Annotated in this window: 12 protein-coding genes; all 12 read right to left on the reverse strand. The window is 61.6% G+C overall.

Going from position 1 to position 14,603, the window contains the following annotated elements:
• Positions 1–92: 92 nt before the first annotated feature.
• Positions 93–803, reverse strand: coding sequence for an ABC transporter ATP-binding protein (locus ACE2AA_RS07100; protein WP_395371904.1), 711 nt, complete (start codon positions 801–803; stop codon positions 93–95).
• Positions 796–2,040, reverse strand: a complete 1,245-nt coding sequence (locus ACE2AA_RS07105) for a lipoprotein-releasing ABC transporter permease subunit (RefSeq protein WP_141300490.1) — start codon at positions 2,038–2,040, stop codon at positions 796–798. Before ACE2AA_RS07105 ends, ACE2AA_RS07100 begins: the two co-directional genes overlap by 8 nt.
• Positions 2,040–3,362, reverse strand: a complete 1,323-nt coding sequence (gene proS / locus ACE2AA_RS07110; protein WP_141260509.1) for a proline--tRNA ligase — start codon at positions 3,360–3,362, stop codon at positions 2,040–2,042. The genes ACE2AA_RS07105 and proS overlap by 1 nt, the downstream gene beginning before the upstream one ends.
• A gap of 377 nt (positions 3,363–3,739) precedes the next feature.
• Positions 3,740–5,383 carry a ribonuclease J gene (locus ACE2AA_RS07115; protein ID WP_395371908.1) on the reverse strand — a complete coding sequence of 548 codons (1,644 nt, stop codon included), beginning with the start codon at positions 5,381–5,383 and terminating at the stop codon, positions 3,740–3,742.
• Between the two features lie 283 nt (positions 5,384–5,666).
• Complete coding sequence (locus ACE2AA_RS07120; RefSeq protein WP_141300491.1) at positions 5,667–6,461, reverse strand: biotin--[acetyl-CoA-carboxylase] ligase; 795 nt, start codon at positions 6,459–6,461, stop codon at positions 5,667–5,669.
• A 3-nt stretch (positions 6,462–6,464) separates the two neighbouring features.
• Entirely contained in the window at positions 6,465–7,889 is a 1,425-nt protein-coding gene (nuoN, locus tag ACE2AA_RS07125; protein ID WP_141260512.1) for an NADH-quinone oxidoreductase subunit NuoN, read from the reverse strand.
• 26 nt (positions 7,890–7,915) lie between these two features.
• Positions 7,916–9,853, reverse strand: coding sequence for an NADH-quinone oxidoreductase subunit L (gene nuoL, locus ACE2AA_RS07130; protein ID WP_395371910.1), 1,938 nt, complete (start codon positions 9,851–9,853; stop codon positions 7,916–7,918).
• Between the two features lie 5 nt (positions 9,854–9,858).
• Positions 9,859–10,182, reverse strand: a complete 324-nt coding sequence (gene nuoK / locus ACE2AA_RS07135) for an NADH-quinone oxidoreductase subunit NuoK (protein WP_038508161.1) — start codon at positions 10,180–10,182, stop codon at positions 9,859–9,861.
• A complete protein-coding gene (locus tag ACE2AA_RS07140) occupies positions 10,175–10,948 on the reverse strand; it encodes an NADH-quinone oxidoreductase subunit J (protein ID WP_141260514.1) in 774 nt (257 codons plus the stop codon). Before ACE2AA_RS07140 ends, nuoK begins: the two co-directional genes overlap by 8 nt.
• Before the next feature lie 78 nt (positions 10,949–11,026).
• On the reverse strand, positions 11,027–11,515 hold the full coding sequence (nuoI, locus tag ACE2AA_RS07145; RefSeq protein ID WP_141260515.1) for an NADH-quinone oxidoreductase subunit NuoI: 489 nt from the start codon (positions 11,513–11,515) through the stop codon (positions 11,027–11,029).
• A complete protein-coding gene (gene nuoH / locus ACE2AA_RS07150) occupies positions 11,515–12,537 on the reverse strand; it encodes an NADH-quinone oxidoreductase subunit NuoH (protein WP_141260516.1) in 1,023 nt (340 codons plus the stop codon). Before nuoH ends, nuoI begins: the two co-directional genes overlap by 1 nt.
• 5 nt (positions 12,538–12,542) lie before the next feature.
• On the reverse strand, positions 12,543–14,603 hold the full coding sequence (gene nuoG, locus ACE2AA_RS07155; RefSeq protein WP_395371913.1) for an NADH-quinone oxidoreductase subunit NuoG: 2,061 nt from the start codon (positions 14,601–14,603) through the stop codon (positions 12,543–12,545).

Genomic DNA, 14,603 nt, shown 5'->3' on the forward strand with positions numbered 1-14,603 from the left:
GCACAACGGTACGAGGCGATCGGAGCGCGCCGTACGCTGCCCCATATCCTGTGAACAGGACAGGTACCTGCTGGTGCCTGCGGCGACCGAAATCAGGCCGCCGTGTTTTCCACCGGCACAACCAGCCCGTCACGAAGGGTCACGATACGGTCCATGCGGCGTGCAAGGTCCATGTTATGGGTTGCGATCAGGGCGGCGACCCCGTGGGCCCGCACGGTTTCCAGCAGCGCGTCGAACACCGCATCAGACGTATTCACATCCAGGTTGCCCGTCGGCTCGTCAGCCAGCAGGACATGCGGACGGTTGGCCAGTGCGCGTGCAATGGCCACGCGCTGCTTTTCCCCTCCCGACAGCTTGCCCGGCAGGTGATCCAGCCGGTGCGCCAGCCCGAAAATGGACAGCAGTTCATCCGCCCGCGCACGTGCGGCCCTGCGCGCAATGCCCGCGATCATCTGCGGTAGCATGACGTTTTCACGCGCGCTGAATTCAGCCAGCAGGTGATGGAACTGGTACACGAACCCGATCCGGTCGCGCCTGATTTCGGTGCGCCGGGCATCCATCAGCGCACCCGCATCCTGCCCCGCCACCATGACACAGCCCGCATCCGGCTTTTCCAGCAGCCCCGCCAGATGCAGCAGCGTGGACTTACCCGTGCCCGACGGTGCGACAAGGGCCACGATCTCACCGGCGTGCAGCGTCAGATCCGCGCCGCGCAGCACATCCAGCGTTTCCTCTCCACTGACATAACGGCGCACGACACCATCCATGCGTAGCGGTGGGGCGGCATTCGGGACATCACTCATGGCGCAGGGCCTCCACCGGGTCGGTTTTCGCAGCCCGCCATGACGGATACAGCGTCGCCAGCAGCGACAGCACCAGCGCCATCACGATCACTTCGATCACCTGCGACCAGATCAGCCTGGCGGGCAGATGTTCCAGATAATAAACCTCGGGATTGAACAGGTTGGTGCCCGTGATGCGCTGCAGAAGCTGGCGGATATGTTCGATATTCAGGCAGAACACGATGCCCAGCCCGGTACCCACAAACGTGCCGGTCACCCCCACTGACGCCCCGCACATGAGGAAGATACGCATGATCGCCCCGCGCGTGGCCCCAAGGGTGCGCAGTACGGCAATATCCGCGCCCTTGTCCTTGACCATCATGATCAGCGATGAAATCACGTTGAAGGCGGCGACAAGGATGATCAGCGTCAGGATCAGGAACATCACGTTCTGTTCCACCTGCACCGCGCCGAAGAAGGCATTGTTGCTCTGCGTCCAGTCCATGACGCGCACATTGCCATCCATGACCTTCTCGATCGCCTGACGGATGGGGCTGACATTTTCCGCGTCCCGGGTCATGACCTGCACCTGCGTCACCTGCCCCGGTAGCTGGAAATACACCTGAGCCGCATGCAGCGGCAGGAAGACATAGCTGGCATTATAGTCATTCACCCCGGCATCGAATATGGCCACCACGCGATAGGCACGCACGCGCGGCATGGTGCCAAATGCGGTCGCCGCCCCCTGCGGGGAAACCAGCGTCAGCCTGCCGCCGATCGTCAGTCCCGCGCGTTCCGCCAGCGTGGTGCCGACGATGATGGTGTCATCCGCGCCAAAGTCGTCCACGGACCCCGCGACAAGGTTGTCGCTGACTTCATGCAGCGCCAGCAGGTCGGCCCGCGTCATGCCGCGCACCAGTCCGCCCGCATTGTAGCTGCCGGAATTGAGCAGCACCTGCGATTCAACCAGAGGCGCCGCCGAGACAACACCCGGCACCCTGCGCACCCGGGCCGCCACATCATCATAATCACTGATGGTGCGTGTCACGCCAAATACGCTGAGATCTCCATTCAGGCCGAGGATACGACCCAGCAGGTCGGCCTTGAACCCGTTCATGACCGACATGACGATAATCAGCGTGGCGACACCCAGCGCGATCCCCACAAGCGAGAAGATCGCGATGACGGAAACGAACCGCTCCCCCCGCCGGGCATGCAGGTACCGCCCGGCGACCATCCGCTCGAAGGGGCCAAACATCAGGCGCGTATTTTCGCGATAAGGGCCAGCGCCGCATCCACCGTTTCCTCGGTGCGCTCACCCGTGCGGCGGTTCTTCACTTCCACCTTACCATCCTTCGCCCCGCGCGGACCGACAATCAGCTGCCACGGATGACCCAGCAGGTCGGCATCAGCAAACTTGGCCCCCGCGCGTTCGGCGCGGTCGTCATACAGCAGGTCGTCAGGGGCAGCCGCATACAGCTTTTCACAAATGGCGTCGCACTGCGCGTCGCCATTCTTCAGGTTGATGATGGCAGCCCGGAAGGGGGCGACGGAAGCGGGCCAGATAATGCCGTTGTCATCATGGCTGGCTTCAATGATCGCGGCGACAAGGCGCGACACGCCAATGCCGTAAGAACCCATTTCCGGATACAGCGGCGCGCCGTCAGGACCGCTTACGGCAATATCCATGGACCGGGTATATTTGCGCCCGAAGTTGAAGATATGCCCGACCTCGATGCCACGGCCCTCACGCTGGCGTTCGGCTGGCACTTTTGCCCATGCATCCGCGTCATGCATCTCATCCGTCGCGGCATAGAACGACGTCATGCCGGTAAAGAACTTTTCAAGCGATGCCCGGTCATTGAGGTCAACGTTCTCGCCCAGCCAGTCCTGGTCCTCCAGTGCGCTGTCAAAGAACACGCCACTTTCCCCTGTCGGGGCAAGGATCAGGAATTCGTGGCTCAGTTCCCCGCCAATTGGCCCGGTATCGGCGCGCATCGGGATCGCGCGCACGCCCAGACGCTGGAACGTGCGCAGATAGGCCAGCATCATGCGGCGATAGGTATCGACAGCGGATGCATGATCAAGGTCGAAACTGTAGGCGTCCTTCATGTAGAATTCGCGCCCGCGCATCACGCCGAAGCGGGGACGCACCTCGTCACGGAACTTCCACTGGATCTGGTACAGGACCTGCGGCAGTTCCTTGTAGGACTTGACCGCCTGTCCGAACAGGTCAGTGATCATTTCCTCGTTGGTCGGCCCGAACAGCATGTCACGTTCATGGCGGTCACGGATGCGCAGCATTTCCGGCCCGTAGGCGTCATACCGGCCTGAACGCTTCCACAGATCAGCCGACTGCATGGTGGGCATCAGCAGTTCCTGCGCGCCCACGGCATCCTGTTCGTGGCGTACGATATTCGCGATATGGCGCAGCACCCGCAGGCCGGTCGGCAGCCAGGCATAGATGCCTGCGGCTGTCTGGCGAATCATGCCCGCACGCAGCATGAGCCGGTGTGACGTGATCTGGGCCTCGGCCGGATTTTCCTTGAGGGTCGGCAGAAAACTGCGGGACAGACGCATATCCGTATGAACCTTGAAGTATGAGAACCGATAATGCTGCGGACCCTAGACCAATCACAACGCCCGTGGAATGGGGCATATGTGTGATATCCCCCCCGGCCACACCGAAGCGTGATGGCCAAAGCCCGATAGGGCGTAAACATCCACGTGAGGAGGCATGGCGGCAACCCCGCCCCGGAGCTAAGCTGCGCAGGCAAATCTGGTTGCACACAAGACGCCGGGTTTAGGGAAAACGTACCAAAAAAATAATGGCAGGAAACGGTCCGTCCGTTCCCTGCCATAATCATTTAAAGAAGTTTTTGGTAAAGCTTTTTTCAAAAAGCTTCCAAAGAACGCCGCCGTTTTTGAAAAAGGTGGTTACCAGAAACTTCCATCAACTATACCCGCAGCAGATGCACATCGACCAGCGGACGCTTCTGCAGCTTGCGACCCAGCGCACGACGCAGGGCGGTCTTGGCCGCTTCGCGGAAGGTGGTGTCATTTTCACGCAGTTCATCAGGGATTTCGTCCAGCGCATTGCCGAATTCTTCGGTCACGCGCTGTGTTTCGGGGTCTTCGGCATCCAGCAGGCCGGGCGCGCTGACCTTCGGGTCGCCGATCAGGTAGCCGTCGTCATCCACAGCGAAGCTGCCAAGCACCATGCCGTTGAACAGCATCCGCCGCCGCGCCGACAGCACGCCACCATTCATGGGCAGAATACGTCCGCCATCCAGCACCAGACGCCCGGTGGGAGCGGTATCACCAATTTCGACCCCATCGGCGCGGATGTCGAGGATATCGCCATCTTCCAGCAGCACGGGCTCGATATTGAGTTCCTGCGCAATGGCGGCATTGGCTGTCAGGTGACGCCATTCACCATGCACCGGGATCAGGAAACGCGGGCGCACAAGGTCATACAGCCTGCGCACGTCACCACCCGTGGCGTGGCCCGATACGTGCACAAGGTGATCCTTGTCAGTAATCACATGCACGCCGCGACGGGTCAGGCTGTCCTGCACCTGAATCACGGCCTGCTCGTTACCGGGGATCATGCGGCTGCTGTAAATGACCGTATCCCCTTCACCCAGCGCAATGTTGGGGTGGGTGTCGGCCGCGATGCGCGACAGGGCGGAACGGGGTTCGCCCTGGCTGCCGGTCACGATCAGCAGGATCTGGTTGTCGGGGATGGAATTGGCGTCCTGTTCCGACAGGAAATGCGGCACATCCGACAGGTAACCGCATTCACGCGCTGCGACCTCAAGGTTGCGCAGGCTGCGCCCGACCACGGCCACGCGGCGGCCAGCGGCCTTTGCCGCCATGGCCAGCGTTTCCACGCGGGCGACGTTACTGGCGAAGCAGGTCACCGCGATCCGCCCCTCAAGCGAGGCGATGAGACGCGTCATCTCGCGCCGCACGTCGGCTTCGGATGCAGACGGGCCTTCGGTGCGGACATTGGTGCTGTCGCACACCATGGCCAGCACGCCCTCACGCCCCAGTTCAGCAAAGGTTTCAAGGTCGGTCGGCGGCCCCACCTGCGGATCGGGATCGATCTTCCAGTCACCGGTATGGACAATGATGCCCTGCGGCGTGCGCAGCACCAGCGACTGCGATTCCGGCACCGAATGCGTGACCGAGACGAAGCGCAGGTCAAACGGCCCGACCGTAAAGGCGCTGCCGGGGGCGACCACATGAATGGGCACCTGCTGCAACAGCCCGGCTTCCCCCAGCTTGCGGCGCAGCACGGCGGCTGCAAACGGCGTGACATAGACCGGGCAGCCAAGCTGCGGCCACAGATGGGCGATCGCGCCCAGATGGTCTTCATGCGCGTGGGTGACCACCAGCCCGGTCAGCCTGTCCCTGCGTTCGGCAATGAAAACCGGGTCTGGCAGGATGATTTCCGCTTCCGGCGTGTCATTGCCGCTGAAGCCGATGCCACAATCCACCGCAAGCCATGCCTCACCCTGCCGGTACAGGTTGAGGTTCATGCCGATTTCGCCTGTCCCGCCTAACGGAAGGAATGAAACGCCTGTCATATCATTCATCAATAAATCCTGTATCAGTTACCATGGTTTCAGATGCGTTTGAAAAATGGCACAGGAACGCCCGTTCCGTGCCGTTGTACGTGCCCTGCTGTCAGCCCGGTCGGGGCCAAAATCCTGTCCGGCGCCAGCCTGTCGCCGGTCCGCCTGCCCTGGTGACGTCGGGTGGAGCAGCCCATCCCGCCCGGTATGGGGGAACGGCGCTCGACACCTTTCGCCATAAAATCACGCATGGGATTATCATGTAATCCCGCCAACTTAAATCTCTTTCCTTGGCTGGGGCCGATTATTCTGGGTTCGCAGGGGCCAGCAGCACTTCCCCCGTCACCACGCGCCGCACCCCTTCGGACGTGCGCAGCAACAGGATACCGTCATCCCCCAACCCTGCAAACGTGCCGGTAAACTGCTGGTTTCCTGCCGTAACCCGTATGGGTGTGCCGATCGCGTGCCCGCGTTCCAGCCACGCCGCACGGATGGCGCCAAATCCATGGGCCCGGTAACGCGACAGCCACAGGTCCAGATGGTGCAGAAGCCTGTACGCCACGTCGGGTGCCGCTGGCACATCGGCCCGGCAGTCCGCCAGGCAGGACAGCGTGCGGCCTGCGATATCGGGTCTGGCGCGCAGGTTGGCCCCAATGCCGATCACCTGCCACGACACCCCGGCCCCGATCCCGGTTTCGATCAGGATACCGGCCATCTTGCCCCCATCCAGCAGCAGGTCATTGGGCCATTTCAGTTCCAGCGTATGACCGGCGGGCACGTAACCTGTAATGGCGTCATACAGTGCAAGTCCCGCAATGAAGGGCCATAGCCCCACCGGCACGTCCGCCCCCTGCCCCACCAGCATGACCGACAGGGCGAGATTGCCACCGGGATCGTTCCATTCGCGCCCCCGGCTGCCACGTCCCGCCGTCTGTTCCAGCGCGAGTATGGCAACACCATCCTCCCTTTCGCCCGCCTCAAGCCGGGCCTTGCACAGGTCGGATGTTGATCCCAGCCTGTCATGCACCTCCATCCGCCATGCGGCCCCGCCGCCACGGGGGATCGGGACAATGGACGGACGGCGGGCGGGCTGGGTCATGCGTTACCTGAACAATGCGCTCGCCGCCGCCTGTGCCGCTGTTGCGACAGGACCAAGCCCCACCACGAAGAATGTGGTCACCAGCCCCATCCCCACCGATACGAACGACACGGAAACAGGCGAGCGGTCCAGCGCCGGGGCGGCGGCATCGAAAAACATGATCTTGACGATCCGGATATAGTAATACGCCCCGATCACGCTGCTGATGATACCGATTGCCGCAAGCCCGTAAAGATGCGCGTTGATCGCGGCGTAGAATACCATAAGCTTGCCAAAGAACCCGGCCAGCGGCGGCGCGCCCGCCATGGAGAACATGAACACCGCCATGGCCAGTGCCATGCCCGGATCCGTGCGGCCCAGACCGGACAGGTCGCTGATCCGGCTGACCGCATGCCCCTTGCGGCGCATGGCGACAATGCCCGCGAACGCACCGACATTCATGAACAGGTAGGTCACCAGATAGACCAGCGTACCGCGCGTGCCCTCTGCCGTGCCGGCCGCCATGCCGATCATGGCGTAACCCATGTGCCCGATGGAGGAATACGCCATGAGCCGCTTGATATTGCCCTGCGGAATGGCCGCAAGCGACCCGAACACCATGGACGCGGCGGAGACGATTTCAATCAGCAACTGCCACTGCGGCGTCATGCTGCCAAAGGGACCGGCCATGACGCGCAGCAGCACCGCGAATGCCGCGATCTTGGGTGCACCGGCCATATAGGCGGTGACCGACGTGGGCGCACCCTGGTACACATCGGGCGTCCACATATGGAACGGCACCATGGACAGCTTGAAACACAGTCCCACCAGCACGAACACGATGCCCACCATAAGCCCCGCGGGCAGCACCGCACTACCGCGCACGGCCTGCTGCAGGCCGGCATATTCCATCGTTCCGGCAAAACCGTATGCCAGCGAGATGCCATACAGCAGCAGCCCCGACGCCAGCGATCCCAGCACGAAATACTTCAGCCCCGCTTCCGCCGCCGTTACCCGGTCACGGGCAAAAGCGCACAGGATGTAGATAGACAGCGAAGACAGTTCCAGCCCGACAAACAGCGTCATGAGATTTCCCGATGACGCCATGATCATCGTGCCCAGCGTGGAAAACGCGATCAGGACAGGGAATTCGAACTTGTCGATTTCCATTTCCCGCGCGTACCCTACGCTCAGCACGACTGAAAGGGCGGCCCCTGTCAGGCTCAGCACCTTCATGAAACGGGCGAAGCCGTCATTGATGAAGATGTGGTTGTACCCGGTGCCATCGGGCGAAAACACGACAAGGATGCCCGTGACCACCAGAGCCAGCAGCGTCATCATCGCACAGGAAAAGAAGGCCTGCCCGCGCCGTTGCATCACCCCGGCAAGCAGGATGACCAGCCCCGACAGGGCCAGCACGATTTCGGGCAGCGCAAGTGTCCAGTTCATTGGTATTGGCCCTGACATGCCTGGGGTTAGCGGAAGAACAGCATGGTGGTCAGCAGCACCACCAGCCCGATCAGCATGGAAAAGGCATAGACCGCCATCGACCCGGTCTGGATGCGCACGGCCTGCCCCGCACTGCCTGCGGTCAGGCGGGCCAGCCCTTCGGGTATGCCTTCGACCACATCTTCATCCACGCCCTTCCACAACAGACGCGCAACCGCGCGATAGGGGCGGATGATGACCACGTCATACAGTTCATCGAAATACCATTTGTTCAGCAGGAACAGGTAAAGCGGACGCAGGCTGCGCGCGAGTGCGGCCGGAATGCCGGGGCTTGCGACATAGCAGACATAGGCCACGACGATGCCGAATACGGCGGCGAATGTCGGCACCAGTGCTATGAAGCCGGGCGTCTGTTCAAGACGTTCAATCACGTCATGACCGGGAATTGCGGCAATCGCCCCGTTCCAGAACGCTGCCTGGTGGCTGCCGATATAGAACGGTTCCAGCACGATACCCGCAATCACCGCACCCACGGACAGCAGCCCCACCGGCAGCAGCATGGACGCCGGGCTTTCATGCGCGCCGTCATGCAGGTGCGCCTCACGCGGCTTGCCATGGAACACAAGGAAGATCAGGCGCCAGCTGTACAGCGCAGTCAGGAATGCGGTGATGCACCCCATGACCCAGCCATAATGGCCCATGGTGCTGTCCGACATCCATGCGGCCTCCAGGATCGCATCCTTTGACCAGTAACCGGCAAAGGGGAAGATACCGGCCAGTGCAAGGCTGCCGATCCACATGGCGGCATAGGTGAAAGGGATTTTCCGCCACAGCCCGCCCATGCGGAACATGTCCTGTTCATCATGTACGGCATGGATCACGCAGCCCGCGCCAAGGAACAGCAGCGCCTTGAAAAATGCATGCGTGGTCAGGTGAAACATGGACGCCTGATACGCCCCGACACCAACGGCCACGAACATGTAGCCCAGCTGCGAACAGGTGGAATAGGCAATGGTGCGCTTGATGTCGGGCTGCACCAGCCCCACGGTCGCGGCAAAGAAGCTGGTGGTGCCCCCAACCAGCACGATCAGGTCGCGCGTTACCGGGGCCAGTTCCACCAGCGGCGACATGCGCACCATAAGAAAGATGCCCGCCGTGACCATGGTTGCCGCATGGATCAGGGCGGAAACCGGGGTTGGCCCCTCCATCGCATCAGGCAGCCATGTGTGCAGGAACAGCTGCGCCGACTTGCCCATGGCCCCGATGAACAGCAGCGTGGCAATGACTTCATACAGCGGATGCGTGCCGAACAGCACGAACGTGTCATTCACATGGTAGGGAATGGCGGCAAAGATTTCCTCATACGACACACTGCCCAGCCGGATGAAGATCAGCGAAATTCCGACAAGAAAAAACAGGTCCGCCACACGGTTGACCACAAACGCCTTGATCGCGGCGGCACAGGCGGATGGCCGGTCGTACCAGTAGCCAATCAGCAGGTAACTGGCCAGACCCACCCCTTCCCAGCCAAAGAACAGCTGCAGCAGGTTGTCCGACGTCACCAGCATGAGCATGGCGAACGTGAACAGCGACAGGTAGGAGAAGAAGCGGTACACCGGTCGCGCTTCATGAGCCATGTAGCCCACGCTGTACACATGCACCAGCAGGGAAACAACGGTAACCATGGCCACCACGCTGACCGAAAGCATGTCCATGCGCAGCTGCCAGTCGGCACGGAAACCCGCGGCATGGACCCAGTCGGCCACCGGCACGACAAACGTGCCCACATCGCCCATCTCGAACCCCAGCACACCAATGGCCGCCAGCGCCGAACAGGTCATGAGGCCGATCGTGGTCAGCCGCGCCGCCCCGTCACCCATCAGGTGACCGAAACAGCCCGCCACCAGGAAGCCGATAAGGGGCGCGAACACCGCCACTTCAAAAAGGAAGGATGCCGTCTGCATTTCCCTTACCCCTTCATCATCGTGATATCATCGACTTCGATCGAGCCGCGATTACGGAAATAGACCGTGACAATGGCCAGCCCGATGGCGGATTCCGCCGCCGCGATGGTCAGCACGAACAGGGTCATCACCTGCCCCGACAGGTCGCCGGTAGCAGCCGAAAACGCCACGAAATTGATATTGGCCGAAAGCAGGATCAGTTCGATCGACATCAGAATGATGATGACGTTCTTGCGGTTCACGAAAATGCCGAACACGCCCAGAACCAGCAGGATCGCGCCAATGCTCAGGTATGGCCCAAGACCAATCCCCTCAATCGCGCTATGCATTGTCCTGTCCTTTCGTGCCTGCCGCAGGGGTAATGACCACCAGCGCGGTTTGTGTTTCTTCTTCCATTTCCTGTTCACGCCACGCCTGCGTGCCATAGCTGCCGGGGACGGACGCCACGTCGTATGACGTATGTGGACGCAGGAAGCCGCCCTGTGCCGCAACACCCACGCCCAGCGGAACCTGCAGCATTTCCAGGCTGTCGGCGGGCGTGCGGTCATGCTGGCGGTCGATGTTCTGGCGACGTCCGGTCGGCCGGTCACGCAGCGTCAGTACGATTGCGCCGATCATGGCCACCAGCAGCACCAGTGCGCAGGACTGGAACAGAAAGATGTAGTGGGTATAAAGCACGTCCCCCAGCGCCGCCGTATTGGTACGCGTGGGCGACGACGGAACAATGTGCCCGACCTGATCAATATTGGACGCCACGCGCCAGCGGGTGAACGCCATGATCAGTTCAACCAGCAGCACGCCGCCAACCACGCCACCAATGGGCGCGTAGCGCTGTACGCCTTCACGCATCCGCGCGAAATTGACATCCAGCATCATGACTACGAACAGGAACAGGACCGCGACCGCGCCGACATAGACAATCACCAGCGTCATCGCGAGGAATTCGGCCCCCGCAATCAGGAACAGCCCCGCCGCATTGAAGAATGCAAGGATGAGGAACAGTACCGAATGCACGGGGTTGCGCGCGCACACCACCATGGTGGCGGACAGGACCAGAACCGCCGCAAAAACGTAAAAGACAATCTGGGTCATCATGGGTGAGCTTCCTGCAGCATGGATGTTTCCTCCTGCTGGCATGACGGGGCTGGCCGGTGCTGCGCCCGCCGTGCGATGTCAGCGGTACGGGGCATCAAGTTCGAGCCTGCGGGCAAGGACGCTTTCCCAGCGGTCGCCATTGGCCAGCAGCTTGTCCTTGTCGTACATAAGTTCTTCGCGGGTTTCGGTCGCGAACTCATAATTCGGGCCTTCGACAATCGCATCGACCGGACATGCTTCCTCGCACAGGCCGCAATAAATGCACTTGGTCATGTCAATGTCGTAGCGTGTGGTCCGGCGGGAACCGTCATCACGCGGTTCGGCCTCGATGGTGATGGCTTCCGCCGGACACGTCGCCTCGCACAGCTTGCACGCAATGCAGCGTTCTTCCCCGTTGGGGTAACGACGCAGCGCGTGTTCGCCACGAAAGCGCGGTGACAGCACGCCCTTTTCATAAGGGTAGTTGATCGTGGCCTTTGGTTTGAAAAACGCCTTCAGTGTCACGCTCATGCCCGTCACCAGTTCGGACAGAAGCATGGACCGGGCGGCTTTGCTTAAGGTACCCATCAGCCTGCTCCTCCGGGCAGAAGGCCCGTTACCATCAGGAATCCCGCGCTCAGCACCATCCACGCCAGCGAGAACGGCAGGAACACTTTCCAGCCCAGCCGCATGAGCTGGTCATAGCGATAGCGGGGGAATGTCGCGCGCACCCAGATGAAGACAAACAGGCAGAACAGGATCTTCGCGATCAGCCACAGCGGCCCCGGTATCCATGTAAAGGGCGCGATCCCCAGCGGCGGCAGCCATCCACCCAGGAACAGGATGCTGACCATGCCAGACATGAGGAACATGTTCGCGTATTCACCAAGAAAGAACAGACCGAAGGCGAGCGCGGAATATTCGACGAAGAAGCCCGCCACCAGTTCGCTCTCGCCTTCCGGCAGATCGAATGGCGCGCGGTTGGTCTCGGCCAGTGCCGAGATGAAAAACACGATGAACATCGGGAACATGGGCAGGCAGAACCATACGTTGCGCTGCGCCAGCACGATGTCATTCAGGTTGAGGCTGCCCACCGCCAGCAGGACCGACACGATCACCAGCCCGATGGACACTTCGTAGGACACCATCTGTGCGGCCGACCGCAGGCCACCAAGAAAGGCATATTTGGAATTGGACGCCCACCCCGCGATCAGGATGCCGTAAACACCCAGCGATGAAATCGCCAGCAGGTACAGCACGCCCACATTGATGTTGGCGATGGCCAGCCCGTTGCCCGTAGGGATCACCGCCCATGCCACCATCGCCAGCGAAAATGTCAGGAACGGCGCGAACAGGAACAGCATCCGGTTCGCACCCGACGGGATCACCGTCTCCTTCGTGAGCATCTTGATCGCGTCGGCAAAGGCCTGCAGCACGCCAAACGGGCCGTTCACGTTCGGCCCCTTGCGCAATTGCATGGCGGCCATCACCTTACGTTCGGCCAGCGTCAGGTATGCGACCCCAAGCAGCAGCGGCACCAGTACCGCCAGCGTTTCCAGCACGATCAGCAGAAGCTGGCCCAGCGTGGTGTGAAAGAAGAAATCTGCCATCTTGCCTACTCCGCCGCGATTGCGGGACGCACGTAAATCCCAGAACAGGTTTCCATGGTGGGACTGGCGCGGCACATGGCATGGGTCAGGTAATAATCAGCAATGACCGGATGGAACGGATCACTGGACATGATGACCGTTCCTGCCTGCGGCGGCGTCATGTCCGATGTGCCATGGCGGGCCCACGCAGCCCCGAATGCCGGGTTGGCCCGCACCATGCGTGTGCGCAGGGCCTCGATCGTGTCGTAGGGCAGCTTGCGCCCCACAACTTCGGAAAAGGCGCGTAATATCCGCCAGTCCTCGCGCGCATCACCGGGCGGCATGATGGCGCGGAATGCTTCCTGCACCCGCCCTTCGGTATTGGTGTAGGTACCGGGCTTTTCGGCATATAGCGTGCCGGGCAGGATCACGTCCGCCCGCGCGGCCCCCGCGTCGCCATGATGGCCCTGATAGATGACAAAGGTTTCCGGCCCGATGCGGTCGGTTGCGAATTCATCCGCACCCAGCAGCCACAGCACGTCCACCCCGCCATCCAGCATGCCCGCCACGTCACGGCCTTTTGGTCCGGGCACAAGGCCAAGGTCCAGCCCGGCAACGCGGCTGGCGGCCGTGTGCAGCACGTTGAATCCATGCCAGTCAGGCGTAATGGCCCCGACCTGCACCGCCAGATCCCAGCATGCCTTTGCAATTGCCTGTCCGTCGGGCCGCGTCAGTGCGCCATGACCGAGAATGACCATGGGCTTTTCCGCGTTTTTCAGCACATCGGCAAACGCCAGCTTCCCGTCTGCCAGTTCAGCCAGCGTATCCGGCCCAGCACCCAGTACCTCGGCCGTGTAGGTCGGGTCGGCATTGGGCGCGCCAATCATGCCGATGGGAAAACCACCCCGCCCGGCCGCAAGGAAACGCTTGCGGATACGCGCATTCAGCACGGGCGCTTCCTGCCGGGGAATGGAGCCTACGATCAGCAGCGCGTCCGCATCCTCGATACCGGCAATGCCACTGTTGAAGGTATAGAAGTCACGGCGCGACATATCGTATTTCGCCCCGTCCTGCCGGCAGTCGATATTGCTGGACCCCAGTGTTCCCATAAGATCCTTCAGCGCCATCATGCTTTCAGCATCACACATGTCGCCCGCAATCGCGCCGATGCGCTCACCCGGCACGCTTTTCAGCCGTGTCGCGATGGTGGCAAAGGCATCCTGCCAGCCTGCGGGCTGCAATCTGCCATCCACCCGCACCCATGGCCGGTCAAGGCGCCGACGGCGGAAACCATCGACCACGAACCGTCCCTTGTCCGACAGCCATTCCTCGTTCACCTCGTCATTGATGCGCGGCACGATGCGCAGTACTGCCGCCCCGCGTGCATGCATGACGATATTGGTCCCCACCGCGTCACATACGTCGATGGAATCCGTGCGCCTGAGTTCCCATGACCGGGCGGTAAACGCGTACGGCTGCGATGTCAGCGCGCCCACGGGACAGATGTCGATCAGGTTTCCCGACAGTTCGGATGTCAGGGCCTTTTCAACATAATTGGTGATTTCAAGGTTTTCACCGCGTGAAATCCCGCCCAGTTCGGGCACGCCCGCGATTTCGGTCGAAAAGCGGATGCAGCGCGTACACTGGATGCAGCGCGTCATGACCGTCTTGACCAGTGGGCCAAGATATTTATCGGTCACCGCGCGCTTGTTTTCGCGATAGCGGGAATGATCCGCGCCATAGCCGAAGGCCTGGTCCTGCAGGTCGCATTCTCCACCCTGGTCACAGATGGGGCAGTCCAGCGGGTGGTTTATCAGCAGGAATTCCATCACCGCGCGGCGGGCGCGGCGCACGACCTCGGTATCGGTGAAGATCTGCATCCCGTCACCAATCGGGAAACCGCATGAGGCCACCGGCTTGCGCCCGCCCGATACCTCGACCAGGCACATCCGGCAATTGCCCGCGACTGACAGGCGTTCATGATAACAGAAACGCGGGATTTCCTTGCCCGCCGCCTCACACGCCTGAAGCGCGGAGGAACCTGCGGGGACTTCAACCGGAATACCGTCAACGGTTACTTTTACCAC

The organism is Komagataeibacter diospyri (assembly GCF_043995075.1).
Lineage (GTDB): Bacteria > Pseudomonadota > Alphaproteobacteria > Acetobacterales > Acetobacteraceae > Komagataeibacter > Komagataeibacter diospyri.